34 protein-coding genes are annotated in these 26,234 nt (G+C 62.1%); 33 read left to right on the forward strand and 1 reads right to left on the reverse strand.

Going from position 1 to position 26,234, the window contains the following annotated elements; genetic code table 11:
* The first annotated feature begins 31 nt into the window (after window positions 1–31).
* From BGP85_RS29160 to BGP85_RS28645, 8 genes are all read left to right on the forward strand, one after another.
* The gene (locus BGP85_RS29160) at window positions 32–349 is read left to right on the forward strand and encodes a hypothetical protein (protein WP_258036114.1); all 318 of its coding nucleotides are present in this window, start codon (window positions 32–34) and stop codon (window positions 347–349) included.
* A complete protein-coding gene (locus tag BGP85_RS05470; protein ID WP_060519514.1) occupies window positions 336–1,154 on the forward strand; it encodes an ATP-binding protein in 819 nt (272 codons plus the stop codon). Before BGP85_RS29160 ends, BGP85_RS05470 begins: the two co-directional genes overlap by 14 nt.
* Window positions 1,151–2,563 (forward strand): replicative DNA helicase, encoded by a 1,413-nt coding sequence (locus BGP85_RS05475; protein WP_060519516.1) that lies wholly within the window; start codon window positions 1,151–1,153, stop codon window positions 2,561–2,563. The genes BGP85_RS05470 and BGP85_RS05475 overlap by 4 nt, the downstream gene beginning before the upstream one ends.
* A complete protein-coding gene (locus BGP85_RS05480) occupies window positions 2,550–3,056 on the forward strand; it encodes a hypothetical protein (protein WP_060519518.1) in 507 nt (168 codons plus the stop codon). The genes BGP85_RS05475 and BGP85_RS05480 overlap by 14 nt, the downstream gene beginning before the upstream one ends.
* Window positions 3,053–3,340, forward strand: coding sequence for a hypothetical protein (locus BGP85_RS05485; protein ID WP_019752326.1), 288 nt, complete (start codon window positions 3,053–3,055; stop codon window positions 3,338–3,340). The genes BGP85_RS05480 and BGP85_RS05485 overlap by 4 nt, the downstream gene beginning before the upstream one ends.
* The gene (locus BGP85_RS05490; RefSeq protein WP_012313237.1) at window positions 3,337–3,726 is read left to right on the forward strand and encodes an antiterminator Q family protein; all 390 of its coding nucleotides are present in this window, start codon (window positions 3,337–3,339) and stop codon (window positions 3,724–3,726) included. Before BGP85_RS05485 ends, BGP85_RS05490 begins: the two co-directional genes overlap by 4 nt.
* Before the next feature lie 150 nt (window positions 3,727–3,876).
* Window positions 3,877–4,236, forward strand: coding sequence for a hypothetical protein (locus tag BGP85_RS05495; protein ID WP_103446276.1), 360 nt, complete (start codon window positions 3,877–3,879; stop codon window positions 4,234–4,236).
* A 353-nt stretch (window positions 4,237–4,589) separates the two neighbouring features.
* Entirely contained in the window at window positions 4,590–4,835 is a 246-nt protein-coding gene (locus tag BGP85_RS28645; RefSeq protein ID WP_146048962.1) for a hypothetical protein, read from the forward strand.
* 376 nt (window positions 4,836–5,211) lie between these two features.
* Here the strand turns inward: BGP85_RS28645 and BGP85_RS29165 are convergent, their stop codons facing one another.
* Window positions 5,212–5,445, reverse strand: a complete 234-nt coding sequence (locus tag BGP85_RS29165) for a DUF6555 family protein (RefSeq protein WP_054886663.1) — start codon at window positions 5,443–5,445, stop codon at window positions 5,212–5,214.
* 286 nt (window positions 5,446–5,731) lie between these two features.
* On the opposite strand from BGP85_RS29165, the gene BGP85_RS05510 reads away from it, so the two are divergent.
* The 25 genes from BGP85_RS05510 (at window position 5,732) to gpJ (ending at window position 26,182) form a co-directional block, all read left to right on the forward strand.
* A complete protein-coding gene (locus tag BGP85_RS05510) occupies window positions 5,732–6,055 on the forward strand; it encodes a phage holin, lambda family (protein WP_047594930.1) in 324 nt (107 codons plus the stop codon).
* A gap of 3 nt (window positions 6,056–6,058) precedes the next feature.
* Complete coding sequence (locus BGP85_RS05515) at window positions 6,059–6,277, forward strand: hypothetical protein (protein ID WP_103446278.1); 219 nt, start codon at window positions 6,059–6,061, stop codon at window positions 6,275–6,277.
* Between the two features lie 188 nt (window positions 6,278–6,465).
* Entirely contained in the window at window positions 6,466–6,804 is a 339-nt protein-coding gene (locus BGP85_RS29550; RefSeq protein ID WP_225785886.1) for an HNH endonuclease signature motif containing protein, read from the forward strand.
* 60 nt (window positions 6,805–6,864) lie between these two features.
* Window positions 6,865–7,230, forward strand: coding sequence for a hypothetical protein (locus BGP85_RS29435; RefSeq protein ID WP_103446279.1), 366 nt, complete (start codon window positions 6,865–6,867; stop codon window positions 7,228–7,230).
* Complete coding sequence (locus BGP85_RS05530; RefSeq protein ID WP_009685291.1) at window positions 7,230–7,568, forward strand: HNH endonuclease; 339 nt, start codon at window positions 7,230–7,232, stop codon at window positions 7,566–7,568. Before BGP85_RS29435 ends, BGP85_RS05530 begins: the two co-directional genes overlap by 1 nt.
* 149 nt (window positions 7,569–7,717) lie before the next feature.
* Complete coding sequence (locus tag BGP85_RS05535; RefSeq protein WP_103446280.1) at window positions 7,718–8,191, forward strand: terminase small subunit; 474 nt, start codon at window positions 7,718–7,720, stop codon at window positions 8,189–8,191.
* Window positions 8,188–9,885 carry a terminase large subunit gene (locus BGP85_RS05540; protein WP_103446281.1) on the forward strand — a complete coding sequence of 566 codons (1,698 nt, stop codon included), beginning with the start codon at window positions 8,188–8,190 and terminating at the stop codon, window positions 9,883–9,885. Before BGP85_RS05535 ends, BGP85_RS05540 begins: the two co-directional genes overlap by 4 nt.
* Window positions 9,885–11,282, forward strand: a complete 1,398-nt coding sequence (locus BGP85_RS05545; protein ID WP_258035841.1) for a phage portal protein — start codon at window positions 9,885–9,887, stop codon at window positions 11,280–11,282. The genes BGP85_RS05540 and BGP85_RS05545 overlap by 1 nt, the downstream gene beginning before the upstream one ends.
* Before the next feature lie 13 nt (window positions 11,283–11,295).
* A complete protein-coding gene (locus BGP85_RS05550; RefSeq protein WP_103446283.1) occupies window positions 11,296–12,171 on the forward strand; it encodes a head maturation protease, ClpP-related in 876 nt (291 codons plus the stop codon).
* A gap of 14 nt (window positions 12,172–12,185) precedes the next feature.
* Entirely contained in the window at window positions 12,186–13,400 is a 1,215-nt protein-coding gene (locus BGP85_RS05555) for a phage major capsid protein (protein WP_103446284.1), read from the forward strand.
* Between the two features lie 43 nt (window positions 13,401–13,443).
* On the forward strand, window positions 13,444–13,833 hold the full coding sequence (locus BGP85_RS05560; RefSeq protein WP_103446285.1) for a DUF7210 family protein: 390 nt from the start codon (window positions 13,444–13,446) through the stop codon (window positions 13,831–13,833).
* A gap of 3 nt (window positions 13,834–13,836) precedes the next feature.
* Window positions 13,837–14,313, forward strand: a complete 477-nt coding sequence (locus BGP85_RS05565) for a head-tail connector protein (RefSeq protein WP_103446286.1) — start codon at window positions 13,837–13,839, stop codon at window positions 14,311–14,313.
* Window positions 14,313–14,654, forward strand: coding sequence for a phage head closure protein (locus BGP85_RS05570; RefSeq protein ID WP_103446287.1), 342 nt, complete (start codon window positions 14,313–14,315; stop codon window positions 14,652–14,654). The genes BGP85_RS05565 and BGP85_RS05570 overlap by 1 nt, the downstream gene beginning before the upstream one ends.
* A complete protein-coding gene (locus BGP85_RS05575) occupies window positions 14,647–15,111 on the forward strand; it encodes an HK97-gp10 family putative phage morphogenesis protein (protein ID WP_103446288.1) in 465 nt (154 codons plus the stop codon). Before BGP85_RS05570 ends, BGP85_RS05575 begins: the two co-directional genes overlap by 8 nt.
* A gap of 7 nt (window positions 15,112–15,118) precedes the next feature.
* The gene (locus BGP85_RS05580; protein ID WP_103446289.1) at window positions 15,119–15,487 is read left to right on the forward strand and encodes a DUF3168 domain-containing protein; all 369 of its coding nucleotides are present in this window, start codon (window positions 15,119–15,121) and stop codon (window positions 15,485–15,487) included.
* Window positions 15,488–15,539: 52 nt separating this feature from the next.
* On the forward strand, window positions 15,540–16,055 hold the full coding sequence (locus tag BGP85_RS05585; RefSeq protein WP_103446290.1) for a phage tail tube protein: 516 nt from the start codon (window positions 15,540–15,542) through the stop codon (window positions 16,053–16,055).
* Window positions 16,056–16,064: 9 nt separating this feature from the next.
* Window positions 16,065–16,403 carry a phage tail assembly chaperone family protein, TAC gene (locus BGP85_RS05590; protein ID WP_054886651.1) on the forward strand — a complete coding sequence of 113 codons (339 nt, stop codon included), beginning with the start codon at window positions 16,065–16,067 and terminating at the stop codon, window positions 16,401–16,403.
* A 14-nt stretch (window positions 16,404–16,417) separates the two neighbouring features.
* Complete coding sequence (locus BGP85_RS29170) at window positions 16,418–16,687, forward strand: phage tail assembly protein T (RefSeq protein WP_371418630.1); 270 nt, start codon at window positions 16,418–16,420, stop codon at window positions 16,685–16,687.
* A gap of 35 nt (window positions 16,688–16,722) precedes the next feature.
* Window positions 16,723–17,034, forward strand: a complete 312-nt coding sequence (locus tag BGP85_RS05600; protein ID WP_103446292.1) for a hypothetical protein — start codon at window positions 16,723–16,725, stop codon at window positions 17,032–17,034.
* A gap of 50 nt (window positions 17,035–17,084) precedes the next feature.
* Window positions 17,085–20,501 (forward strand): phage tail tape measure protein, encoded by a 3,417-nt coding sequence (locus BGP85_RS05605; RefSeq protein ID WP_103446293.1) that lies wholly within the window; start codon window positions 17,085–17,087, stop codon window positions 20,499–20,501.
* On the forward strand, window positions 20,501–20,848 hold the full coding sequence (locus BGP85_RS05610) for a phage tail protein (RefSeq protein ID WP_103446294.1): 348 nt from the start codon (window positions 20,501–20,503) through the stop codon (window positions 20,846–20,848). Before BGP85_RS05605 ends, BGP85_RS05610 begins: the two co-directional genes overlap by 1 nt.
* A 34-nt stretch (window positions 20,849–20,882) precedes the next feature.
* A complete protein-coding gene (locus tag BGP85_RS05615; protein WP_029885683.1) occupies window positions 20,883–21,584 on the forward strand; it encodes a phage minor tail protein L in 702 nt (233 codons plus the stop codon).
* A gap of 3 nt (window positions 21,585–21,587) precedes the next feature.
* A complete protein-coding gene (locus tag BGP85_RS05620) occupies window positions 21,588–22,370 on the forward strand; it encodes a C40 family peptidase (RefSeq protein WP_029885684.1) in 783 nt (260 codons plus the stop codon).
* Window positions 22,367–22,951, forward strand: coding sequence for a tail assembly protein (locus BGP85_RS05625; RefSeq protein ID WP_103446295.1), 585 nt, complete (start codon window positions 22,367–22,369; stop codon window positions 22,949–22,951). The genes BGP85_RS05620 and BGP85_RS05625 overlap by 4 nt, the downstream gene beginning before the upstream one ends.
* A gap of 54 nt (window positions 22,952–23,005) precedes the next feature.
* On the forward strand, window positions 23,006–26,182 hold the full coding sequence (gene gpJ, locus BGP85_RS05630; protein ID WP_103466443.1) for a TipJ family phage tail tip protein: 3,177 nt from the start codon (window positions 23,006–23,008) through the stop codon (window positions 26,180–26,182).
* The last annotated feature ends 52 nt before the right edge of the window (window positions 26,183–26,234 follow it).

Raw genomic sequence — 26,234 nt, forward strand, 5'->3', positions numbered from 1 at the left:
GAGGGGAAATGACGGTTTCACGGTCGAGCAAATGCTTGAGTTGGCACCGCCTGATCTGACCGAACAGACCGCCCGTGACTACTTCCAGTTCCGGAAGAAGAAAGGCCCGCTCAATACGACGATCTGGAACACCGTGCTGAAGGAGCTGGAGTCGTGCCGCCAAGCTGGCATCAGCTCCGACAAGGCACTGGCTGAAGCAATGACGGCTGGCTGGCAGGGGTTCAAGACGGAATGGCTTGTGAATCGACTCAAACAGGACGCTTGGAGCGCTCCAGCTACCGGATCGCGTAGCGCAGTACTGCAAGTGCCCTCCCATCACCAGGAGATGTACCCTGATGACCTCATCTAAATTCAGTCCAGCCCCAGGCGAGCGCGCCACCGGCATTGCCAAATGTGAAGCACCTGGTCATGGCCAGTACGAAACGAAGCAGGTCGAGCAGTTTGGTGGAGGGTGGAAGGCGACTGAGTGCCCGCGCTGCCGCTGGGAGGCTCTGAACCTCCAGTGCGAGGGCAGCGTGCGTGACGCTGCGTACGCTGAGAAGGAAGCCGAAGAGCTCAACCGTGACCTTTTCGCCACCGGCATCACGCCGCGCTTCCGGGGCTGCACGTTCGACAGCTTCATCACCAACGCTGAATCGGCCAAGGTCCGCGCCCAGTCTATTTGCCGGCGCTACGCCGAGGAGTTCGAAGGCCACTACCGGGCTGGCCGCGCACTGATGCTACTGGGCGAGGTCGGGAACGGGAAAACTCACCTGGCCTGCGCCATCCTGCAGCACGTTGTTCGGGAATACGGCGCCAAAGGCCTGAATGTGACTGCCGAGGCAATCATGCAGGCCGTGACGGACAGCTTCCGTAGCAACGCAGGGCCTTCGAAGTCCGACCTGCTGGCTGAGTTGGCCGCTGTCGACTTGCTGGTGATCGACGAGGTCGGCATGCACACGCCCCGCCCAGGCAAGGACTTCATGCCGAGCCTGCTGCACGAGGTGATCGACCGGCGCTACCAGCTTGTTCGCCCAACGATCCTGATCAGCAACCAGGACCGTGAGCAGCTACCGGCCTACATCGGGCCGCGAGCCATGGACCGCCTGCGCGAGAACGGCGGCCTGCTGGCGCCCTTCACCTGGTCGTCAGCGCGTGTAGGAGGGGCGGCATGATCAGCCAAGATTACGCGGCTTGCACAAAGGATGTGTCACGGTTGCACAGCCCTGAGTCAGAACACGCCCTGATCGGCGCCATGATCCACCAGCCAGCGCTCATTGACGACGTGAAGCTTGAGGTCGGTGATTTCTACCAGTCCGACTGTGCTGAGCTGTTTGAGCTGCTGCTGGCGCTCAAGGCGAAGGGGCGGCAGATAGACGTGGTAACCCTGTCAGATGCCAGGCCGACCTTGGCAGACGGCCGTGGCACGCTGGCGGTGGCTGCTCACATCGCTCACAACACGCCGAGCGCGGCAAACTTCGCGGAGTACGCCCGGATCGTGAAGCAGCGGTCGGTGGCCCGCCGGGTGATCGCCGCTGCGCACATCATGTCGGAGCGCCTGAAAGATGGCGACTCGCTGGACGAAGTGCTGGCGCAGGGGCAGCAGGCCTGGATCGCCCTTGAGGCGGAAGGTCTGGATGCCCGCAAGCGGTACCGCTTCGTGAGAGAGATCCTGCCCGAGGCAATCGACGGGATTGATCGCCGGTTCAATCGTGAGGTGGTGCTGGGCTTCGACACCGGCCTGCCATCGCTCGACAAGTTCATTCCCGGCATCTGCGCCGGGCACATGGTGGTTATTGCCGGCGCCCCAGGCAGCGGCAAAACCACCTTGGGCCTGGGCATCGCTGAGCGAGTGGCGCTGGTGGCCAAGTCCACGTCGCTGGTGTTCAGCCTTGAGATGACAGATGTGGAGCTGACAAACCGGTCGCTGGCCTCGGTGGGTAGCGTGCAGCTGAAGCACATCACCGAAGGTCATTCGATGGCCGACAACGATTGGCCAGGCCTGACGGCGGCTGTGAGCAAGCTCGATGGTGCACCGCTGATCTTCTGCGATGACGCCTCGTTGACGATGCGGGATATCAGGCAGATCTGCCGGACCGTCAAGCGCGAGCACGGCCTGGGCTCCGTCACGCTGGACTACATCGGCCTGGTCAATGGCGAGAGCAAGTCGGCCAGCAGATACGAGCAGGTGACCGACATCAGCAAGTCGATCAAGCGCTTGGCGAAGGAGCTTGGCGTCCCGGTGATGGTGCTGGCGCAGTTGAACCGCGGCCCAAGCAACCGCGCCAACAAGCGCCCCACGAAGAGCGACCTTCGCGACTCTGGCCAGATCGAAGCCGACGCCGACGTGGTGGTGCTGGTCCACCGAGACAGCGAGTCCGAAGAGGGGCAATCGGGCGTCACCGAGCTGATCGTGGACAAAAACCGCCACGGCGAGACCGGATTCTGCCGAGTGCAGCATCAGGGCGCCTATCACAGGTTTGCCGAGCTGGTCGGGTATCAGCCGAGCAACGAAGAAGTCGAAATGGGCAGGACATTTGCCGGCCGCCACCGCACCAAAGGAGCTAAGCATGAATCTTTCTAATTTCTGGCCACGCGCTGGCGCTGGCAAATCTGCAACCCCGGTCGTGTCGGTGAGCGTGACGAGGCGTGCCGGCGCGGAACAGCCAGTTGCCACTGGCAATACCCCTAAGCTTGCAGAACCGCACCCGCGCCTAGTTGGGCCCCGCGAGCTGCCCGACACCCTGGAGGCCTGCGAGACCCTGCATGAGCAGCTGGTGGCTGACGCTATCTGCCTGGAGCTGTCGCTGGCGCAGGCCGTCGAGCGTGCCATCCAGGGCACGCCATACGACCGAGCCTGGTACAACCGGGCGAAGGCAGCGCTCAAGCACATCAACCATGACCGTACCCGCGCCCTGTACCGCTGTGGACAGTTACGTAAGGAGGCCAAGCAGCAATCCCAGCAGGGCCTGGACCGGATGATCCTTGACGTGATCAAAGAGTCGATGGCGGCTGACCAGTTTCTGGGGTATGTGCGAATTGCCGAGGCCCGTGCGGCCCAAGGGGGTTCTCGATGAGCAACGTAACTGTGGCATTGCCGCGCAAAAGCCTGACCGCCGTGGAGTGCAAGTTCCTCAAGGTGGGCAACCGCATGTTGCTGGAGCAGAACAACGGCCGCATCGCATCAGCGGCCCTGATGGACATCGTGGCTGACTGGCACGCCGCGCGCGCCAATGTTGGCTTCGAGCAGTTCGCCAAGGGCTGGATCACCGAAGGCAACGCCAAGAACAAACACGCTGACAAGCTGCTGCGCGAGCTGTTCGGCCTGGACACCGACCCAACGCCCCGGAGGGCTGCATGAAGAAACGAACCTACGTGGACAAGGCGCTGGGCGACACCGAATACATGCTCGAGCAGTGGGGCTGGTGGCGAATGAGTGAGATGGGGGTGCCACGCTACGTGTCACCACTCTATGCGCTCATGCGCGACAACGTACCCAGCGAGGGCGGTGCTCGGCAGCATGTCATCACAGACGACCTGGCCCTGATCATCGACGGAGCGGTGGCCAGGCTGACGAAGCGCAACCAGCAAATGGGTGACTTCGTCTGGGCCTACTACGGCTCAAAGCACCCAGCCATGCGAGTCGGAAGGGAAGCAGGCATGTCCGAGCGCAAGGCCCGGGAGATCATCAAGGCCGGCGTGGCATGGATTGACTGCGCGCTCGAAGAAATTCGAGAGGCGGCTTAAAAATCTCTATGCGGGCGGATAAACACCTGCTTTCATAGCAGCGTGTCCAGCTTGCAAGCAACGCGACACCAACGAACCCCGGCCATTGCGTCGGGGTTTTTATAGTGATGGCTTTTTGATATATTTCGCGCCCTCAAACCGGAGGGAACCATGAAGAAAGCCGTACTCGCAGTCATCGCCGCAGCCGCAATCGTATCTGGCTGCACTGTTCGTGTTGCAGACATGACGGTGGCCAGCACCAAGAATTACAACATCAACTCCTCGAAGTTTGTGAAGGGACCGCGAGTGATTGGTGAGGATAACTATCCTGTCATCATCTTCCCCACCGGCATCCCTAACATGAAGACCGCTATGGATCATGCGATTCAGAAGGACGAATGTGCTGTGGGCCTTACCGATGTCGTGATGAGCCAGCTGAACCACTCCTTCCTGTTCGGTATGATCGGTTTCCGTGTCGAGGGCGACCTGATCATTGACACCTCTAGGCCGGGGTGTGAGCGCCGAGCCTAAAGCGAAACTATTTCAAGAAGCCCAGCTTTCCCGCTGGGCTTTTTCTTATGCGGATGACACGCTCGGGCAGCCGGGCTAAGTCGGTAGTGGCGTCGATCAAAGCCGTGCGCTCCCTGATCGACTACGCGATGAGAGTCTGGGGTACGTGACCCAGCGATCCAGACCAACAAGCCGGATACGCGCCGGCCCTCCGCAACTTATTCCAAGGCCTCGCCATTTCGCGGGCGCCTTTAATTTCTGACGATCTCCCGATGCCAGTTATCCATTCTCCATTTTTTGCGATAAGCCTAAAATTGTGAGTGGCCATGCCGATACCCTAGGTTCGAATAACCGTTAGGCGTGAAAAAGAGACAATGCGTGACCAGTTTGAGGCTTCCAGGCCTGAACATTTGCTTGCCCGGTTGAATGAAGGCTATTTGGATGTGTCTACCAACCTCGAATGGACTATCTGGCAGCAGGCATGGCAAGCCGCACTAGAACATAAATCATCAGTGCTCGCGGAGCATTCCCCGAAACGAGGTCTGACTGCTGATGAGTTTGAATTTATCAGGCAGTTGTTCGATGTTTCCGAAGCGCAAGGACATGCGAAACTACTTTAGGGTTTGGGCGTGAAGATCGAGCGAACTATTTCAAGCCTCGGCATTTACCGGGGCTTTTCGTTTCTGGAGCATCACCTATGGCCGAGCCGAGTACCGGCGCCCTTGCAGTGACCGGCGTACTTCCCAGCGTCGGCCTGGGTATCCCGATATAGCTATTTATCCCCCTCAATGCGTACATCCGAGATACCCAAATCGGCGACCGCAATGCGCAGATCATCATGTGATAAGCGGCGCGGTGCGCGCATCTCGGACAGGGCGTCAGTGGAGGCATGCAGGCGGAGGAGAGCGGTGAGTACATTGTCTTCGCTCGGCCTAGTAGACCAATCGCAGATCCAAAACCTGGTATGGCCTCTGAGGTTGTAGTCAATGCGGTACTTCATAGGGTGGCTGACCTCCGCCATTGGACGTCGGTTATGCCGAAGCGCTCAGCAACAGGTCGAGAGACCTTCCTGATATCTGAAGCAGTGAATTTAGGAATGACTCCTACGCCAGCTTCGCAGGCCGCCCAGTGCCAAGCCTCAGCGTTATTCATTCGCTCGGCGCGGACGATGAATTCGCGAGCCTCCCCGTGGAGCTTGTAAGCGATTAAAAAAATGTCACTGATCGGCATTTATTAGTTCCCTCTAGTGAGGCCAGATCGGGCAACATTCCTTTTAGCCTCTAGGGGGCTCCTGGGCAAGCATCCGACCGGTTTTACGTCGGTGCACGAATTTTCATTTACGGAGCAAGCAATGGCCCGACCGACCTCGGCCCAGGCGCAGCCACCTCGCTGGGCATAAGGCTCCTCTACTGTTCTCGCTGGGTGGTTGGTCGCCCCAGCCTTCCGCACCCACTCCTAGGCTCGCCACAACGGCGGGCCTTTTCTTTTTCCGCTCCCCGCAAAGGGAGGAATCGAGATGGCCCCGATGCCCGAGAAAGACCCTGGCCTCTGGGCCGCACTCATCGCTTGGGTGATCGCCCACCAGCCGCAGCTCTACGCCGCCGGCCTGTCGGTCGCCATCGCTGTATTCCGCGTGATGTATGGCGGAGGCAACCGTCGGCAGATGTTGCTGGAAGGTGCGCTGTGCGGCCTGATCACCCTAGCCCTGGTGCCGCTGCTCGAATGGATGGGCTTGCCACAGGGTATGGCCACATTCGCCGGCGGCGCTGTCGGGTTCATGGGTGTGGAGAAGCTTCGCGGCTACTCCGACCTTTTCCTTTCTCGCAAGGCTCAGGGGTGATCAATGAGGACGGCAGAGCAATCCCGTATCAAGTACCTGCTCTCCTCGCGGCCTTTGGTCGTCAAGCGCGACGGCATGCACGTTTGCCTGCATGACGCGTTCAGCGGCGAGGTGTTGGCAGGGCAGACCAAGGTCCAGCTGATTCAAGAAGCTGGACAGGTGACGCGGCTGGTCGTTGAGTTCAACTGTGACGGTACTCATGTTCGGCTGGACGGTGAGTGATGGCCTGCAGTGGATGCGCCGCCCGGCGCGAGTGGAGGGACTGAGCAGTGATTCCCATCGATAGATTGAGGCAACAGTTAACCTACGACCCTGCTTCCGGCGTGCTTAGAAGGGTTGTAGGGCCGAACGCGGGCAGGATTGAAGGAGCGAAGAGCTCCAACGGTTATCTGAAGCTTCGCCTGGATGGTGTGAATCTCTACGTCCACCGGGTAGCTTGGGCTCTCGTCCATGGCGCCTGGCCCAGCCATGACATTGATCACATCAATGGTGAGAGAGATGACAATCGGCTCTCGAACCTGCGGGTGCTTAGGCGCCACGAAAACTTGCAGAACATGCGCAAGCGTCGACCTGGCGCAAGCGGCGTCCGAGGGATTACATGGGATAAGCAGACGCAAACCTGGAGGGCTCAGCTGAGCACCCAAGGAAAGCGAATCAACATAGGCCGATTCAAGGATAAAGAGATGGCAGAGGCCGCTTACCTCGAAGCGAAGCGGCGCCATCACCCTTTTTCTGCGGAGGCCGCTTAATGACATGCGCCACTTGTATGAAGCATCGAGAGTGGGCGTTGAAGTGGACAAAGGTAGCGTATGAGCGAGCAAGAAACCTTTTCACACCAGATCGAGCAGCTGAGCCCGAAGAAGGGCGACCTGCTGGTGATCAGCGTTCCATTCCCGATCAAGGCGGAGGTGCGCGAGCGACTGACTCAACACCTGGCGGGGACGGCTGATCGACTCAAGTGTGAGCTGATCGTGCTTGAGGCGGGCATCACTGCTCAGCTGCAACCAAGCGTGAGCGACTTGCTGGCCGAGCAGCGGAAGCAGACTGCGCTACTGGAGCAGATCGCCACCCAGAACCTGGCGCTGATCGAAGCGCTGGCTGACGGTGACGATGTAGATCCTGACGCCGTGCCATTGGCCTACCTGGATGGCACGCCCGTTCACGGTGGCCGCTGATGGCCAGGCTCACGTCCCTCAAGCCACCGATGCAGGCGCAGCCATCAAGGCTGGCGACGGTCAACCCGGAGTCATGGCGAACGGCGAAGGGTACAGCTGCCCAGCGTGGCTATGGGTACAAGTGGCAAGTGGCGCGGGCCGAATGGCTCCAGGCCAACCCGCTGTGCGTGTACTGCCAGCGTGAGGGGCGGGTGACCGCAGGTACTGTCGTCGACCACATCGTCCCGCACAGGGGCGACATGAAGCTGTTCTGGAGCCGAAGCAACTGGCAGACCCTGTGCCGGCATTGTCACGATGTGGTGAAGGCAGCCGAGGAGGCCGCCGGCCAGATCGGTTGATGCACGTCAATGGCGTGCTTCATCTGTTTGAAGCACGTCACTTCCCCGATTTTAAGGGGAGGGGTGGGTGGAGAGTTCATGGCTTTTCGCTTCCAGACCACCCGTCCCCGCACGCGTGAATTTTTTTCCCGTTTCAGAGGTTTTTGTTAATGGCGTTAACATCGAAAAAGCGCCGTTTTGTCGAGTCAAAGGCTGCTGGTGCCTCGAATCGCGAAGCGGCGGAAGCCGCAGGCTATGCGGCGGGCAGCGCTTCGGCAGCAGGTTCTCGACTCGCCAAAGACCCTGACGTTGTTGCCGCCCTGGAAAAGTTAAAGGCGCCCCGAAATGTTAAGCCGGAGCCAGAGCGAGAGGCGTTCGAGTCCGACCCAGCGGGTGACGAGTCGGGCGACCTGGTCGACCTGCCCAACACCGACGATCCGCTCGTTTGGCTGCTGGCGCTGATGAACGATCCCCAGGCCAAGATCTTTGATCGGCGCAATGCTGCCCAGTCGGCGCTCCCGTACTTTCACGGCAAGAAGTCCGGCATGGGCAAAAAGGAACAGAAGCTCGAAGAAGCGGCGAAGGTGGGAGCCAGCGGCAACCGCTTCGGGCTGCGTGAGCGCCACCTGAAGGCCGTCAAATGAAGAAGTGGACTACCGCGTGCCCCGATTGGGAGAGCAGGATCGTCCGTGGCCAGGCACTTGTGCCGGTGGAGCCCATCTTCCCCGAGCAGGCAGAAGATGCTCTCGACGTGTTCTGCAACCTTCGAATGGTTGATGCCGACGGCAGCCCCCTGATGGGGGATACCTGCCGCAGCTGGGTGCTCGACGTTGTGGCCGCGCTCTTCGGCGCGTATGACGCCGACGCCGGCCGCAGGCTGATCACCAACTACTTCCTGATGGTCAGCAAGAAGAACGGCAAGTCGACGATCGCCGCGGGCATCATGCTCACGGCCCTGATCCTGAACACCCGACCCTCTGGCGAGTTCCTGATCCTGGCGCCGACGAAGGAAGCGGCTGACAACGCCTTCAAACCGATCCGAGACATGATCGATGCGGACGAAGACCTGCAGGCCAGGTTCCATGTGCAGGAATACAACCGGATCGTCACCGACAACCTGAACAAGGCAAACCTGAAGGTGGTGGCGGCCGACTCGGCCACTGTCACTGGCAAGAAAGCGACTGGTGTGTTCATCGACGAGCTCTGGGAGTTCGGTAAGCAGGCCAAGTCGGCGAAGATGCTGGTCGAGGCCACCGGCGGCCTGGCGTCACGCCCAGAGGGGTTCGTTTTCTACTGCACCACCCAGTCCGATGAGCCGCCGGCCGGCGCCTTCAAGGCCAAGCTGGACTACGCGCGCAAAGTGCGTGACGGGGAGATAGAGGACCGGCGCTTCCTGCCGGTGATCTACGAGTTCCCGAAAGAGATGATCGAGCGGAACGAGCATCGTGACCTGGCAAACGCCCATGTGACCAACCCCAACTGGGGGCTTTCTGTCGATCAGGAGGTGATCGAGCAGAAGTATCAGGAGGCGCAGGCAGAGGGCGAGGGGGCAATTCGCGGTTTCTTGGCGAAACACCTCAACGTCGAAATCGGGCTTGACCTGCGATCTGACCGCTGGGCGGGCGCTGATCATTGGGAAGCTGGAGCCGAGGCTGGCCTGACTCTGGAGAGCCTGCTGCAGCGCTCTGAAGTGGTCACGGTGGGGATCGACGGAGGCGGCCTTGACGACTTGCTCGGCCTGACTGTGCTCGGTCGCGAGCCCTTCACTCGCCAATGGCTCCACTGGGCGCACGCCTGGGCGCACAACATCGTGTTCGAGCGGCGGAAGGATATCGCCAGTGCGCTGAGGGACTTCGAGAAGGCGGGCGATCTGACCGTCGTTGATCTACCAGGTGATGATGTCCAGCAGGTAGCCGACATCATCTGCGACATCAGGGACCGCGGCCTGCTGCCGGAGAAGCTGGCAATCGGCGTGGACTCGGCCGGTATCGGCGACATCGTCGACGAGCTCACCACCCAAGAGCGCGGGATCACCATGGAACAGATCGTGGCCATCTCGCAGGGCTGGAAGCTCAACGGCGCGATCAAGACGACCGAGCGCAAAGTGGCCGGGGGCGAGCTGGTCCACTGCGGCAGCGCGCTGATGAACTGGTGCGTCGGTAATGCCCGTGTCGTTCCGCAAGGCAATGCCATCACGATCACCAAGCAGGCCAGCGGCTCGGCGAAGATCGACCCGTTGATGTCGACATTCGATGCTGTTTCGCTGATGGCGCTGAATCCGGAAGGCTCTGGTGATCTCCAGGGCTTCTTTGATAACCCGATCATGGTAGGAATCTGATGGCCGACAAGAAACCGGGCCGGGTGAAGGCTGCGCTGCAAAACTGGCTCGGGGTGCCCATCGGCCTGAAGGACGGCGCATTTTGGCAAGAATGGTTCGGCAGCTCTGCATCTGGTAAGCACGTATCGGTCGACAAGGCCATGCAGCTGTCCACGGTATGGGCGTGCGTAAGGCTGCTGTCAGAGTCCGTCTCTACCCTGCCGCTCAAGCTTTACCGGCGCCTTCCCGATGGATCACGCGAGGTCGCCAAAGACCATCCGCTGTTCCGCGTGCTTTGTCGCATCCCGAACGCCGAGATGACCCCGCAGCGCTTCATGCTGCTGGTGGTAGCGAGCATCTGCCTTCGAGGCAATGCGTTCGTCGAGAAGAAGATGATCGGCAGCCGGATCATCGCCCTGGTGCCGCTTCTGCCCCAGTCCATGAGGGTGAAGCGGCAGGATAACGGGCGCCTGAAGTACACCTACAACGAGAATGGCGTGGACCGCGACATTCCCGAGAAGAACCTGATGCACATCCGTGGCTTTGGCCTGGACGGGGTGTGCGGGATGCTTCCGGTCACCACCGGGCGCGAGATCTTCGGCTCGGCGATGGCGATCGAGGAAGCCGCGGCGAAGGTGTTCGCACAGGGCATGCAGGCGTCCGGCATCCTGAGTAGCGACGCCAAGATCACGCCCCAACAGCGCGAGCAGCTGCGGGCCAGCATGCAGGCGTTCATGGGATCGAAGAACGCCGGCAAGATCATGGTGGCGGAAGCGGGCTTCAAGTATCAGGGCATTACGATGAACCCTGAGGCGGCCCAGATGCTGGAGTCCAGGTCATTCGGAATCGAGGAAATGTGCCGCTGGTTCCGCGTGCCACCGTTCATGGTTGGGCATATGGACAAGCAGTCGAGCTGGGCTGCCTCAGTTGAGGCGCAGAACCTGCACTTCCTCACCAACAGCCTACGTCCGTTGCTGGTCAACATCGAGCAGGAGATCACTCGCTGCCTGATCGGTGAAGCCGATGCTGAAGACTACTTCGCTGAGTTTGCGGTGGAAGGCCTACTGCGCGCGGACAGCGCCGGCCGCGGCGCCTGGTACAACACGGCCCTGCAAAATGGCTGGATGTCCCGCAACGAGGTGCGCCGACTGGAGAACCTGCCGCCTATACCGGGTGGCGACACCTACACGGTCCAGTCTGCACTGGTGCCCCTAGATCAGCTCGGGAAGCCGAGTGCAGGCGTCTCGCCAGCGGCCTCGGCATTCATGCTGCGGTTGGTCTCGGCGCGCAATAACGATGACCGAGAGGCCATCGACAAGGCGGTCGAGCTTGCATCCCAGGCTCTGGAAGCCGGGAACCCAGACGGACCCATGATGGCCCACGCGCTGATATCGATGCCGCTGCTCAAAGCGGCCTGACCTGGAGTAACCCATGACTCTCAAGACACTACCGGCGGCGCCGGCGGTGCGACCGCACGCGCGCGTCGAGTCCGACCTACTGCCGAAGGCCATGGAGCGCTGGAATCCAGCGATCAAGGCGGCGGCCGGTGACGACTCCACCACCATCACCATGTACGACCCGATCGGCATGGACTGGTGGACGGGCGAGGGCGTCACCGCCAAGCGTGTCAGTGCTGCACTTCGCAGCATCGGCGACAAAGACATCACCGTGAAGATCAACAGTCCCGGTGGCGATGTTTTCGAAGGCTTGGCGATCTACAACCTGCTGCGCGAGCACAAGGGCAAGGTGACCGTACAGGTGCTTGGCCTGGCAGCCTCGGCGGCATCGTTCATTGCCATGGCTGGCGATGAAATCCAGATCGCCCGAGCCGGCTTCATGATGATCCACAACGCTTGGACCATTGCTGCAGGGGACCGAAACGACTTCACCGAAGTCGCTGACTTCCTCGACCAGATCGACGGCACCCTGGCAGACATCTACTCGGTCAGGACCGGCGATGAGGCCGCAGCGATGCGCGCCCTTATGGACGTCGAGACGTGGATGGGCGGCAGCGCGGCTGTCGACGCCGGCTTCGCTGACGGGCTTCTCCCATCGGATGCCGCGCAGGAAGACCCGCAAGCCAGGGCGCCGCACCAGATCGCAGCTCGCCGATTGGACGCGATTCTGGCCAAACAGGGCATGCCCCGCTCCGAGCGGCGGTCCCTCATTCAAGAACTCAAGGGTGGTACGCCAGGCGCTGCCCCCTCCGGTACGCGCAGCGCTGCCGAAAACCAGGCCGATCTGGCCACCCACTTTGCCGAACTACAGGCCGCCATGTCGCGGTTCTCGGCAGCAGCCCTCAAGTAACCGGAGACAATCCCATGGCAGACAATACCGCTGACCTGCTCAAGCAGGTTTCCGCCGAGCTCAAACAGGCCACCAGCGATTTCAGTAAACAGGCCGAAAACGCCCTGGCCGAGGCCAAGAAGGCCGGCAGCCTGTCCGAAGAGACCAAGGCCGCCGTCGATGAGATGGCCACCAAGTTCAACAGCCTGACCGAGGCCGAGAAGCAGCTGAAAGCCCAGCTTGGCGAGCTCGAACAGGAGTTCGCACGCCTGCCTTCGCCAGGCACCCCGCAAACCCAGGACAGCCTCGGCGGCGTGGTGATCAAGAGCGAAGCTCTCAAACAGTTCGCGGCCAGCATCGAGGGCGGCAAGCGCGTCAACATCCCGGTCAGCGCCGCGCTGCTGTCCACCGATGTTCCCGCCGGCATCGTCGAGCCTCAGCGCCTGCCTGGGATCGACACCGCGCCGAAGCAGCGGCTGTTCATCCGCGACCTGATCGCCCCGGGTCGAACTACCGCCCCGGCGATCTTCTGGGTGCAGCAGACCGGTTTCACCAACGCCGCCAAAGTCGTGGCCGAGGGCACTGCCAAGCCGTACTCGAGCATCGAATTCGCGTCGAAGCTCACCGCGGTATCGACCATCGCCCACATGTTCAAGGCCTCCAAGCAGATCTTGGACGACTTCGCCCAGCTGGGTTCGACCATCGACGTAGAAATGCGCTACGGCCTCAAGTACGTCGAAGAGCAGGAGATCCTGTTCGGTGACGGCACTGGCGTGCACCTGCACGGCATCGTCCCTCAGGCCTCGAAATATGTCCCGGCCTTCGAGGTGGAGGATCGTTCGGGCATCGATGATCTCCGCCTGGCGATGTTGCAAGCCCAGCTGGCGCGCTTGCCGGCTTCCGGCCATGTCCTGCACTTCATGGACTGGGCCAAGATCGAGCTGACCAAAGATACGCTGGGCCGCTACATCCTCGCCAACCCGCTGGGCCTGGCTGGCCCTGTGCTGTGGGGGCTGCCTGTTGTGGCTACCGAGGTCGCTGCTTTCATGGGCAAGTTCCTGACTGGCGCATTCCAGACCGGCGCTCAGTTGTTCGACCGCGAAGACGCCAACGTGGTCATCTCGACCGAGAACGCCGACGACTTCGAGAAGAACCTGATCTCGATCCGTTGCGAAGAGCGTGCCGCCTTGGCGGTGAAACGTCCGGAAGCGTTCATCTTCGGTGACTTCGCCGCGCCGGTCGCCCCGTAACCCTGAACGAGGGCCGCCCCATCGGCGGCCCCTGGAGGCATTCATGAAACTGAAGACCCTGAAACCTCTGTACCTGGGCGGCCAGACGCTGGTTGCGGGAACGTCCTTCGAAACCATCGAGCAGCACGGGCGCCAGTTGATCCAGAAGGGCTATGCCGAGCTGGACGACTCCGAAGGCGAGGTGGTGGTGACCATTTCGCATGAAGATGCTGCTGGCGCTGGCGTACTGACCACCGACAGCCTGGGCGCCGCTACTCTGCCGATCGCGCAGCCAGTCGCCGCCTTCAAGGCGAAGCACAAGGGCGCAGGCAAGTACATCGTCGTGGACGCCGAAGGCAATCAGGTTGGCGAGTTCTCCGGAAATCAGGAAGAAGCCCACGCGGAAGCTGAGCGGCTGAGCGCCGGCGGCGAGCCGGTGCAGGCCGAGGACTGACCCATGCCAGTAATCGCCATCGATCTGGCCATGCATCACCTGCTGGCCGAGCCGGAAGACCAGGTGCTGGTCGAGGCGCAACTTGGCGCGGCGGAGGATGCGGCGATGAATTTCCTCAATCGTCGTTTCTACCTGGATCAGGTGGCTCTCGACCAGGCCCGCGCCGGCGTATCGGCTTCGATGCAGCAAGCCAGGGAGGCAAACGCGGCGGCGGTTGCTGCTGCTGATGGCGAGCAGGATCATACACTGCGCTGCCGCCTGCTTGAGCATGCCCGCCAGGCGCTGGCCGACGCCTACGATCAAGCCGACGCCGTCGCCTACGGCATGGTAATCAACCCTGCGATCCAGGCTGCTTGTCTGCTGAAGCTGGGTCACCTGTTCGCCAACCGTGAGGAAGTGGTAACCGGGACGACCGCAGTCGAGTTGCCGCTGGCGTCCCAGCACCTGCTGATGCCGTACCGCATCCGGATGGGTGTGTGATGCAGGCCGGTAAGCTCCGGCACCGCATCGACATCGAGGAAATGACCATTCCCCGGGATCCGGTTACCGGTGAATACGGCGAACCCCAGTGGTTGGCGCGCTGGACGAAGTGTCCGGCGCGTGTCGAGCCGCTATCGGCCCGCGATCTGGTGGCGGCTCAGGCAGCCCAGTCCGAAGCCACGGCGAGAATGGTGATCCGATACCGGCCCGGCCTGCTGCCCACTATGCGCATCGTTTACCGCGATGAGGTTTACAGCATGGAGGGGCCGCCCTTGGCGGATCCCAACTCGGGGCTGGAGTACCTGACGATCCTGGTATCGAAGGGGGTGAAAGATGGCTGACGGTATCAGTGCCAGCCTGCAGGGGTTGAAGGCTGCCACCGACAAGATGGTTGGCCTGGCTCCCAAGCTGCGCCGCAGTGGCCTGCGTAAGGCTGCCCGGCAGGCCATGAACATCGTCAGGGACGACGCCAAGGCGCGGGCGCGGACGCTCGACGATCCAGAAACCGCCGAGAAGGTCTGGAAGAACATCGTCACCCAGGAATCTGCCCGCCAGGGGCGGCGCGAAGGCGGCGTGGTGATGAAGGTCGGTGTTCGCGGTGGCGCCAGTTCCAACCAACACAGCCAGGACGCCAGCGGCAATCCCGGCGGCGACACCCGACACTGGCGCTACCTGGAGTTCGGCACCCAGCACAACCCGCCCGCCCCATTCATGCGGCCGGCGTTCTCCACGAACGTCAACGCCGTGACTGAGCGCTTCGTGCAGGTGTTCGCTCAGGAAATCGACGCAGCACTGTGAGGAATCCATGGAAGCGCCAATTTTCGCCGTTTGCTCGGCAGACCCCGGGGTGGCCGCGCTCATCGGCTCAGGCATCGATTGCCGCCTGTATTCCTTCGGGGAAGGGCCGGAAAAACCGCTGAAGCCATATGTCGTCTGGAGCGTGATTTCCGGTAGTCCTGAGAACTACCTGGCCGGCAGGCCAGACACCGACGGCTTCACCCTGCAGCTGGACGTGTATGCCGCAACCGGCGCGCCGGTGCTGGCCGTCACCAAGGCGCTGTGTGCAGCGATCGAGCCGCGCGCCTATGTCGTCCGCTGGGGAGCCACTGACCGCGACCCGGATACCAAGGACTTCCACCGAAGTTTCGACGTGGACTGGATAGTCCCCCGATGAACCAACCGAGCCCGCCCAGTGCGGGCTTTCTTTTACCCGACAGGAGACCACCATGTCGATTTTGACCCAAGGCACCCAGGTCTTTGCCCTGGTACCGCCTGCCACCGGTACCGGCCCGATGACCGTGATGGAGGTGGAGTGCGCCACCGCCTTCAACCCCGGCGGCTCCCCCAAAGAGCAGATCGAGGATACCTGCCTCAGCTCCGACGAACGCACCTACAAGCCGGGGCTTCGTACTCCGGGCCAGGCTTCGTTGACCATCAACGCTGATCCGAAAAGCCCGAGCCATGTCCGGCTGCATCAGCTGTCCGAGGCAAATGGTGACACCACCTTGAAATGGGCAGTGGGTTGGTCCGACGGCCCGCGGGATGCTGAAGGTAAGCCGACCGCGCTGCCGACAGTAAACGCAGACGGCGATGACTTCGAGTTGCCAGCGAGTCGAACCTGGTTCTTGTTCCAGGGCTATGTCGCTGACTTCCCCTTCGACTTCGCCGCCAACACCGTGGTCAGCACCGCGGTTTCCATCCAGCGCTCGGGCGGCTCCGCCTGGGTACCGAAAACCGCTTAAGGGGTAACCATGGATCTCGCGCAACTGAAGAAGAAAGGGGGCGTCATCGCCGACGCCCTGGTGCCGAAGGAAGTCGAGTGGAAGCACGCCGACAAGAACGGCAAGCCCATCACCGACAAGTTCACCGTGCACGTGCGCCGGCACGCCTTCGGCGTCATGGAGGCCATGTTCGCCGGCGGCGAGGCCGAGCGCTTCAAGAACGCCCGCTACCTGGCCGCCTCGATCATGCTGGGCAAGGACGGCACCGAGGAGCTGCCGTTCGATGATGCCGTCAACCTCGACTCGGCCCTGGGCATCGTCCTGCTCAATGCCGTCAACGAGGTGAACAACCCGCCGGCAAAGAGCTAACCCTGGCCGACGAACTGTGGCATGAATTGGTTCTGAATGGAGTGGGTGGGAATACGATCGCCGAGGCAAAGGCCACGCTTTCCTATGCGGAAGTGCTGGCCTGGGTCGCTTACCGAGACAAGCACGGATCGCTAAACGTTGCGCGCCGAGCCGAGCTCACCGGAGCCCTAATAGCGCTGCAGATCAACCGCGGCGCTGGTGGAAAATCGGAGCTGTACGATTTCATGCCACATCACCCTCGGCCGGGGACTTCACTGGAACAGGCAATGGCGGAATGGAACTGACGTGGTAGATTCCTTCATTTTGCCAGGAGGCAATCATGAGGAAGGTATTTACGGCAGCCGCTGTGCTCGCTTTGTCCGCTTGCGCGAGCTACGGGAAACCGGTTACCCAGGCACAGCTGGATGCTATTCAGCAGGGAACGACGACCCGCGACGATCTGGTTGCCAGCTTCGGCAAGCCACTGGCTGTGACAAAGAACTCTGACGGCACCCAGATCATGTCTTGGGGTTACTCGTATGTTGGCTTCGCTGGGAGCAACTACAAGAGCCAGGGGCTGAGCGTGATACTCGACTCATCCGGCAAGGTAGTCAGCTACACAACAACCGATATGGCGAACCCATATCAGTAATGAATTAACAAAGCCCGCTTCGGCGGGTTTTTTTTCGCCTGGAGGAAAGCATGGCGAGTCGCTCCCTGGGCACACTGACGCTCGACCTGATCGCCAGGATTGGCGGTTTCCAGCAGGGCATGGATCAAGCCGCCAGATCAACTCAGAGGAGCATGGCTCATGTTGAGCGTCACGCGGACAGTGCTTCAGCGGCCGTCATGTCCTCTTTCAAAGCCATCGCCGGTGCCGCTGCTGCATATCTTGGCGCCCAGCAGATCGTCCACTATTCGCAGGCGTGGGTTGGCGTCCAAAACCGAATCAAGCAAGTTTCGGAAACCTTCGAAGATTTTTCCAGACAGTCCCAAGCAGTCTTCTCGATCGCGCAGAACTCTCAGTCGTCGCTGGACGCAACTGCGGAGCTCTACCAACGCATCGCAGCGTCCTCCGGCCAGCTTGGCGCAAGCCAAGAGAAAATCGCCCAGGTAACGCAGAACATCAGTAAAGCAATGTCCGCGAGCGGTATTTCTGCGGAAGCGGCCCAGGGCGCCTTGGTGCAATTGGGCCAAGCATTTGCCTCCGGCGTGCTTCGCGGGGAAGAATTGAACTCTGTCCTTGAGCAGGCACCAGGCCTGGCACAGGCGATTGCAGATGGTCTTGGTGTCGCGCGCGAGTCTCTTCGCTCTATGGGCGAGGCAGGAAAGCTGACCTCCAAGGAGGTGTTCGCCGCGATCCTCAACCAGACCAGGGCGATTGATGATTCGTTTGCGCGATCGCAAACCACCATCTCCGGAGCCTTCCAGGTGATGGAGAACAGCGCAATGAGGGTGATTGGCACGCTTGACGAGTCGCTTGGGGTGACGAAAACCTTCGTAAGCTCAGTCCTTGAGCTATCCAAGGCATGGGACACCAATGGCGTTCAAACCTATACCCAGTTGCTGAAAACCGGGCTCTATGTGGCTCTGGCGCGTGTGGCTACCGGTTTTGTAAATGCCAGCGCTGCAAAATGGGCGGACTTCCAGGCCACTAAACAGCAGACTTACATGACCTCGGTCGCCGCTGCCGGAGAGCTGCGCAGGGCGGAGGCGGTTCGTGCTGGGGCTGCTGCTGATGTGGAAGCCGCGGCACGGGCTGTGGCGAGCGCTAAAGCTAGGGTAAGCGCCGATCGCCAGGTCTTGGCCTCGGACGTTTCTAGGCTGCAATCAGTTCAGGCAGCATTGGCTGCTGAGAAAGTGCTGGAAGCCCAAAGGCTCCAAGCGCAGATCACCGATGTTGGCCGTCAACAGGCGGTGGCAAGAATGGCCGAGTTGCGGCTGGCTGAGGTTGCGATTACCAATCAGCTTGCAGCGGCAGAGGCAAAACTGGCAGCCACGACGCTTGCAACATCTGCTCAGATGACTGCGGCGATCAATCAGCAAACGGTGGCCAAGGAAGCCCTGGCCGTGGCGACCACACAGGTTACCGTTGCCCAGACGGCATCGACTGTAGCAATGGGAGCATGGTTCTCGGCCGCCACCACAATGGGCGCTGCTCTCGTGACGCTGCGGACAGCTGGCGCAGCTGTATTGCGCATGGCCGCCGGATGGCCAGGCCTGATTCTAACCGTCGGCGCGCTGGCGCTGTCCTTCATCGACTTTGGCGATAAAGCCGAGGAGGGCGCTGGCAAGGCGGCGAACGCCTTCGAGGATGCCTCGACGCGCATTCGGCAGGCCTCCAGGTCGATGCTGCCAGAGAACCTGAGCACCCAGTCCTACGACCAGCTGCAGGATCGGCTGAAAGGTCTGCAGGCCGAGCTCAAGGAAACCGAAAAGCTGCAGGAGCGCTTCCAGAAAGGGGTCGACGACAAGAGCGATGTACCGTTCGAAACGTCGCTCGATGCCTCGAAGGAGAAAGCTGACGCGCTCAAGCTGGCCATCCAGTCGGTGCAGAAGGAGCTGAACAGCTCCCGCCTGGCGTCTGACAAGGAGGGCAGCACCTACCTCAAGAATCTAGAAAAACAGGCAGTTGTCGCGGGCAAGCTGACCGAGGTCGAGAAGCTGCGGGCGCAGATCGCCGCCGGCGCAGTGAAGTTTTCGCCGGACGACGAGAAAAAGGCCCTGAATGCCGCCGCCGCAATCGACAAGGCGAACAAGGCTTTGAAGGAGTCGAAGGCGGGCGACAAGGATAGCAAAGCTCTAGGCCGCCGCTTTGAAGACATGGAAGAGGGATATCAGCGACAGATCGAGCTGATCAACACAACGACCGACAAGCGCAAGAACGCCACCGAAGTAGATAAGTTGGCCTTCGAGATCTCGGCGGGGAAGTTGGAGGGCGTTAACGCACAGCAGCGTAAGCGACTGGAAGGACTGGCGGCAGAGTTGGACGCCAAGAAGGCTCTGCTCAAAGCAGATCAGGATGCCAAAAAGCTCGCTGCGCTCCAGTTCAACCTCGGTGAGGATAACCGAACTGCCAAGGAAGGCCTGGACATGGAGCTTGCTGGCGCTGGCCAGGGCGACAAGTACCGCGAACGCTTCCGAGAGATTCTGTCCATTGAGCAGGATTTCAACAAGCAGCGTCGCGAGATGTACAAGGAGTACAAAGAGGCGGTACTTGCTGAAGATCCGGACGCAGAGGCGAATTACAAGAAAGAGACCGATGCTCTCGACAATGCCCTGGCGATTCGCCTTGAGCATCAGCGTAACTTCTACGAGCAGCAGGACGAGATGCAGGGCAATTGGCTCAATGGCGTGCGAGATGCGTGGCAGAACTTTGCTGATGAAGCGAAAAACTACTCCGCCATGGCTTCCGATGCCACGAGCTCTGTTCTCGGGAGTGCCAGAAGCGAGCTCAGTTCGTTCATGTCGGATGTGGCCACTGGTTCGAAGGATGCCGGCGACGGATTGATCGACATGGTGACAGGCTTCGCCAAGTCATTCGTTCAGGCTCTGTCAGACATGGCGGCGCAATGGCTTGTTTACCAGGCCGTGCAGTTAACGGTCGGCAAGACGACTCAAGTGTCAGCAGGGCTGGCGATGGTTGCCAATGCGCAGGCTACCGCGTTTCAGGCGAGCCTGGCTGCGTTCGCGTCTACTGCAGCAATACCGATCGTTGGCCCGGCAATGGCTCCCGCAGCCGCAGCGGCTGCCGCTGCTACTGCAGCACCTTTGGTGGCCGGCGTAGCGTCTAGCGCTTTGATGGGCATGGCGCACGACGGTATCGACAACATCCCCCGAGAAGGTACCTGGCTGCTCGATGGCGGCGAGCGCGTGCTTAACCCGAACCAGAACCAGGACCTGACCCAGTACTTGCGTAATGCGAACAACTCTGACGCCGGCAGCGGAGGGGGCGGCGGTGTCACCATCAACGCCCCTGTCACTGTCCAGGCGCAGCCCGGCATGAGTGACGACGCCGCGCGCCGGCAGGGTGAAATGATGGCCAAGGGGCTGGAGGAGCAGATGGAGCAGGCGATCTACAAGGCCACCCAGCAGGGCGGCATTCTCTGGAGACGGTGATGGCGGAAACGTTCAGCTTCTGCACCCGGGTGGGTGCGGCTGGTGAGATCAAGCAGCGGGTGTGGGAGAACGACTTCGGTGACGGTTACACCCAGGCCGGCGGTACCGGGATCAACACCAAGACCCAGGAGTGGTCGCACAAGGCCGTGGGCAGCCTCGACGCCGGCGAAGAACTGCGCCTGATGCGCGACTTCCTCGACCGGCACGAAGGCTACAAGTCCTTCCTCTGGACGCCGCCGGGCGGCACGCAGGGCCGGTACAAGGCCAACGGCTACAAGCTCGACCCGAAGGGCGCCGGGCTCTTCGAGATCAGCTTCACCATGAAGCAGACATTCACCCCCTACTGACCCCGCACTGCGGGGTTTTTCTTTCTGAGGCCCCATGACATTCGAATCCGATATCCAGAAGCTCGAGCCGGGCAACCAGATCCGGCTGTTCGAAGTGGACGCGACGCGCCTGGGCGGCAACATCATGCGCTTCCACGGCCACGCCCAAGAGGCCGACATCATCTGGCAGGGCCAGCTGTACTCGGCGATGCAGCTGGAAGCCAAGGGCTTCGACATCCGTGGCGACGGCCGGCCCGCCACGCCGACGCTGCAGCTGGTCAACGAAATCAACGGGGTGAGGGGCGCGGTCACCGCGCTGTGCCTGGCCCTGAAGGACCTGGTCGGCTCCAAGGTGAAGGTCATCGAAACCTTCCGGCACTTCCTCGATGCGGCCAACTTCCCCGACGGGAACCCGGAGGCGTCCAACCAGGCGCGGGAAAACCTCTGGTACATCGAGCAAAAGACCGATGAAGACCGCCAGCAGGTGACGTTTCAGCTGTCCAGCCCGCTGGATATGGGCGGCATCATGCTGCCGAGCCAGCAGATCACCAAGTTGTGCCGCTGGGCCTGCCGGGGTCAGTACCGGGGCGAGGCTTGCGCCTACACCGGCGCGGCCATGTACACCAAGCAGGACGAGCCCACCGACAACCCGGCGCTCGACCGCTGCCCGGGGCGCTGGAAGAGCTGCAAGCTCCGCGGCAACACCCGCCGTTTCGGCGGCTCCATGGGCGCGAGCCTGATCGCCAGTTCGAGGTAATCGATGCGCATCAACCAGACATTGCAGGCCGCGATCCGCGAGCATGCCGAACGCGAGTACCCGGCCGAAGCCTGCGGGGTGCTGATCAAGACCGACCAGGGGCGTAGCTACGTGCCTTGTCGCAACCTGGCGAAGACGCCGCGGGAGAACTTCCGCCTGCACCACGAGGACCTGGCCAACGCCGAAGACCAGGGCGAGCTGCTGGCGATCGTGCACAGCCACCCCGACGCTGCACCCATGCCGAGCATGGCCGACCTGGTCAGCTGTGAATTGCACGAGGTGCCTTGGGGTATCGTCGGCTGGCCCGGCGGCGATATGCAGTGGTTCAAGCCGTCCGGCTACCAGGCCCCGCTGCTGGGCCGTGAGTTCGCCCACGGCTTGCTCGACTGCTGGGGCGCCTGCCGCGACTGGTACGCCCGCGAGGCCGGCCTGGTGCTGCCCAACTTCGAACGGGATGACCTGTGGTGGGAGCAGGAGGATGGCCCGAGCCTGTACGAGGCGAACTTCGCTGGCGCCGGCTTCTACCAGGTGGACGTGCCGCAGCGTGGCGACATGCTGGTGTTCATGGTGCCATCGCCTGGCCGGCCGTGCTTCCACCCGAACCACGCGGCCATCTACCTGGGTAGTCAACCGGACCTTACCAGTGAGCCGGCGGCATCGCTCGGCGGTAGCGGGCCATTCATCTACCACCACATGGCCGGCCGAGCCTCGACCCGCGAGGTGTACGGTTGGTCGATGGCCAGCCGCTGCCGGCTGATCCTGCGGCACAAGGACTACCAGCCATGAAGCGCACGGTGAAACTGTACGGTGTGCTGCGCAAGCACTTCGGGCGCGAGTACTTTCTGGATGTTAACAGCACCCGCGACGCCATCCAGGCCCTGTGCAACATGGTCCCGGGCTTCGAAAAATTCCTGTCCAACGGCGAGGAGCGGGGCTTGGTGTTCACCGTATTCTCCGGCAACCGGAACCTGTCGGCCGACGATCTGGATCTGAAAGGCGACGATGCTGGCGACATCCGCATCGCGCCGATCATCCAGGGCAGCAAGCAGGCAGGGCTATTCACGACCATTCTCGGCGCGGTGCTGATTGTCGCTGGCGCCTTCACATTCGGGACAACCTCTGCGATCGGCGTTGGCATGATGGTCGGCGGCGCTGCCATGGCTGCGGCGGGCGTCGTGCAAATGCTTTCACCCACCCCGAAGACCGGCAGCCTCGACCGCAACGAGGATGGCAACAATCCCAGCTATGGCTTCGGTGGCGCGGTAACGACGATTGCTCAGGGCAACCCCTATCCGCTGTTGTACGGCGAGCGGGAGATCGGCGGGGCCGTCGAGTCCGGGGGGATTTACACGCAAGACCGGCTTTGACCGGCGGCAACACCTGACCCGCTTCGGCGGGTTTTTTCGTTTTTGGAGAGTGGAATGGGTCAAGCACTGAAGCGCGCGCCGCGGCGCGCCACTGCAACCAGCAAGCGGCAGGTGGCCGGCAGCAAGGGCGGTTCCGCCAAGCAGAAGCAGCCCAGCATCGCGTCCAACAGCGTTCCGTCAATCGCCACGGTGCGGATGCTCTACCTGTGGAGCTGGGGGCCAATCGTCGGCCCGGTGAACGACCTGCGCTCGGTGAAGCTGGACGGTACGCCAGTCATGGCGGAAGACGGCACCCTCAACTATCCGGGCGTCAAATGGCAGTTCCGCTCCGGTGAGCTGAACCAGGAGCGCATGACCGGCATCAGCGAGTCGAGCAACGAGATCGCGGTCGGCCAGCAGCTGCTCAGCACCACGCCCTACATCTACACCATCACCAACTCGATGCTGGACGCAGTGCGCCTGCGCTTTTCGTGGCCGCAGCTGCAGTCCCAGGACTCCGGCGGCAACATCGATGGCGTGCGCATCGAGTATGCGGTCGACGTGTCCACCGACAACGGCCCTTATCAGCAGGTGCTGGTCTCCGAGGTCAATCGCAAGAACGTCACCAAGTACGAGCGCTCGCACCGCATCGAGCTGCCCGCCGGCTCCCGCTGGGCGATCCGTGCGCGCCGGATCACGCCGGAGGCAAACAGCTCGCTGGTGCAAGACGGGATGTACGTCGAGGCCATCGCCGAGGTGGTCGACAGCGATCAGGAATACCCGCTGACCGCTGTCAGTTGCGTGGAGTACGACGCCGAGCAGTTCGGCGGTGACATCGCCAAGATCGCCGTGCTGATGCGCGGGAGGATCGTGCGCGTCCCGATGAACTACGACCCGGTGACCCGCACCTACGCCACCAGCGGCGCCGGCACCACCAACGGTGTCTGGGATGGTACCTACAAGGAGGCCTACACCAACAATCCGGCCTGGGTGTTCTACGACCTGGCCCTGCACCCGTACTACGGCCTGGGCGACCGCATCGACGCGACCATGATCAACCGCTGGTCGCTGTACCGCATCGGGCAGTACTGCGACCAGCTGGTGCCGGATGGGAAGGGTGGCGAGGAGCCGCGCTTCACCTGCAACCTGTACCTGCAGAAGCAGGCCGAGGCCTGGGCGGTGCTCCAAGACCTGGCCGCCATCTTCCACGGCCTGGCCTTCTGGGACGGCAGCCAGATCACCGTCAACGCCGACATGCCACAGGACCCCGTGTACAACTACACCCTGTCGCAGATCCTCGACGACGGCGCGGTCAAGTACACCGGCAGCAAGCTGCGCGAGCGGCACAGCCAGGCCATGGTGTCGTTCGATGACCCGGATCGTGGCTACGACACCGACAAAGAGCCGGTATTCGATGAAGATGCCATCGCCGAGTACGGCGTGCGCGAGATCTCCGTGGAGGCGGTAGGGTGCACGTCACGCGGCCAGGCCCAGCGCGCCGGCCAGTGGGCGCTCATGACCGAGCAGCTGCAGCTGCGCGGTGCCAGCTTCCGCGTCGGCCTGGATGGCTACATCCCGAAGCCGGGCAAGGTGGTCACCCTGTCCGACCCGATGCTGGCAGGCCGCGCCAATGGTGGGCGTATCGCCGCCGTGGTCGGGCGCGTCGTGACGGTCGACCGTGACATCGAGGTGCCGACTGGTGCCCGCCTGCTGGTCAACCTGCCCAGCGGCAAGTCCGAGGCGCGCCAGGTGCGCTCTGTGGCCGGCCGCCAGATCACTGTCATGGCGGACTTCAGCGAGGTGCCGCAGCCTGAATCCGGCTGGGTGCTGGACTTCGATGATCTGAAGCTGATGCAGTTCTACGTGCGCAACGTCACGCGCCCGGAATGGCACCAGTTTCAGCTGGAATGCATCCAGTACGAGCCGAGCAAGTTTGACGCCATCGACTACGGCACGGTTATCGATGACAGGCCAATCAGCGTGCTGCCGCCAGGCGTGCAGGACGCCCCGGCGCGGGTGCTGATCAGCAGTCATTCCGCTGTGGACCAGGGTATTGCCGTCACCACCATGACGATCTCGTGGGATGCGGCACCTGGTGCTGTGGCTTACGACGTCGAGTGGCGCTGGGGTTCGCGGGACTGGGTGAAGGTGCCAAGAACCGGCGAGCTTGCCGCCGATGTGCGTGGCGCATATGCCGGCCAGTACCTGGCCCGCGTGCGCGCGGTCAGCGCTATGGATGTTTCGTCAATCCCGACCACCTCCATACTGACCAACGTCGCCGGCAAGACCACGCCACCGCCGGCGGTCACCCACCTGACGACCAAGCCGTTGGTGTACGCCATCGGTCTGGCGTGGGGTTTCCCTGCTGGCGCGGAGGACACCGAACGCACGGAGATTTGGTACAGCACCTCCAGCTCCCGCGAGGACGCCATCAAGTTGAGCGACTTCGCCTACCCGCAGAAGGATCATACCCTGCAGCTTGGCGCGGCCGGCGTGCAGTACTTTTTCTGGGCGCGCCTGGTCGACCGTACCGGCAACATCGGTCCCTGGTACCCGACTGGAGTCGGTGTGAGCGGTGCGACGAGCAGCGACGAGTCCGAGTATGAGGAGTATTTCAAGGACAAGATCGGCAACGGCGCCTTGTACCCTGAACTGCGCGAAGACATCGCGCTGATCACCGCACCGCCGACCGTGCCTGGCTCGGTCAACCAGCGCGTGGAGGGCGTGCGCGCCGACCTGGGCGAGCAGATCACCGAGGTGAGCAACCACGTCAACGACGTGCAGAGCGAGCTGCAGCGGCAGATCGACACAATTGCCGACCTGGCCGACTCGATGCCGTACAAGCCAGACCAGGCCTACACCGCTGGCCAGGGTGTGCTGGGTGCCGATGGAAAGCTGTACCAGGCCAAGGGCGCTGTGCCGGCCGGCAACCCGCCGCCGAACACCACCTACTGGATCGACGTCGGTCAGGCGGCCGGTGTAATCGACTGGTCGCAGGTCATCACCGCCGAGGCCAAAGCCCAGGCTCAGCAGGAGCTGCTGCTGGCCGGCGTCACTGCTGAGGTCGCCCAGCGCCGCGCTGCAGCTGACCAGGCCATCGCGCCCCTGCAGGATGCTGTCGACCTGGAGGAGGCCACCGAGGCCGAGACCGACCAGCTCAAGTTATGGAAGCGCTACCGCGTGGCGCTGAGCCGTCTGCACGAGCAGGAAGGCTACCCAACCGAAATCGACTGGCCCGCGCCACCGGCCTGACCCGATCCCGCAACAACCCCGAGACCGCCGCCTGGCGGTATTTTTTTGCCTG

Source organism: Pseudomonas putida, from assembly GCF_002906855.1.
GTDB lineage: Bacteria > Pseudomonadota > Gammaproteobacteria > Pseudomonadales > Pseudomonadaceae > Aquipseudomonas > Aquipseudomonas putida_N.